We start from the raw sequence: 1,276 nt of genomic DNA, 5'->3' as shown, positions 1-1,276 counted from the left end.
GGCGGGTCGCCTCTCACGACCATGACGCTGCCCGCCGGTGGGCAACCCGCAAGGCGATACGGTTTGCCTTTTAACGTTGAGGTTTTCGAATTCAAGCGGCGAACGGTAGCCAATGCTGCTGTGCAGGCGGCGTACGTTGTACCAGCCCTCCAGGAACCAGAAGATGCGCTGCCTGGCCTGTTCATGGGTCGCAAAGTGTTCTTGCGAGAGTAGCTCCGCTTCAAGGGTGCCGAAGAACGATTCGCACATCGCGTTGTCGTACGCGTCGCCGGCCGTCCCCATCGACGGTTGCACGCCGGCTTCACGGCAGCGCCGTCCGAATGCAATGGACGTGTATTGACATCCCTGGTCCGAATGTAGAATTACGCCCTCGTGGCGTCGCTGCAGCAACGCCATATCGAGTGCGCGCAGCATCAGTTCGGTGTACAGATGGCTTGACATCGCCCAGCCCACAATTCGGCGACTGAACACGTCGAGGACTACGGCCAGATACAGAAACCCCTCGCCAGTCGGGATGTAGGTGGCGTCCGCCACCCACAGCACGTTCGCCGCCCCGGCACAGAAGTGCCGACGCACCAGATCCGGAGCGCGCCGTGCCCCCGCGCGTTGCCGCGTGGTGTGCGGCCAGCGCCGCCGGCTCGCACCATGCAGGCCGGCCACGCGCATCAGGCGTGCGACTCTCTTGCGTCCGACGTGCACGCCTTCACGTGCGAGCTGCGCATGGATGCGTGGCGCCCCGTACGTGCCACGCGAACTCGCATGCAGCGTGCGGATACGCTCAAGCAGTTGAGCATCGCTGCATGAGCGTTTCGATGGCTCACGCGCCAGCCATGCGTAGTAGCCACTCGTGGAGACCCTGAGCAGCCGTGCCATCGTGGCAATGGGCCACCTGGCCCGGTTCGCTCTCATGAATCCGTACCGCCCTTCGGCGCAACGGCTCCCGTCTCCCTCGCGAACCAGGCCGCGGCCTGCGAGAGAATGTCCCGCTCCATCTTCAGTTGCCGGTTCTCACGACGCAACCGTGTGAGTTCCTGCCGCTCGGCCGTGGTCAGCCCGTCGTGACGCACACCCGCATCGCGATCGGCCTGCGCGACCCAGTTGTTGATCGTCTGTTCGGTCGGCTCGAACTCGCGCGCCAGTTCCTCAGGCGTTCTGCCGGACTTAACCAGCTCGACCATGTGGGCCCGGAATTCCACAGGGTATGGGGTACGATGCCTGCCCATTTCGACACCTCCTGATCAAAAGCATAGGTGTCCGTTTTTGCGGGTCAACTTCA

The 1,276-nt window shown here is 63.5% G+C and carries 1 pseudogene; it reads right to left on the bottom strand.

Going from position 1 to position 1,276, the window contains the following annotated elements:
- Positions 1 to 84 precede the first annotated feature (84 nt).
- Positions 85 to 1,223 (bottom strand): annotated as a pseudogene (locus AB4Y42_RS43965) (IS3 family transposase); the annotation flags it as partial.
- Between the last annotated feature and the right edge of the window lie 53 nt (positions 1,224 to 1,276).

This window comes from Paraburkholderia sp. EG286B (assembly GCF_040965655.1).
Taxonomy (GTDB): Bacteria; Pseudomonadota; Gammaproteobacteria; order Burkholderiales; family Burkholderiaceae; genus Paraburkholderia.
The sequence above is the reverse complement of the archived record's forward strand: the minus strand, read 5'-3'. Positions and strand labels throughout refer to the sequence as shown.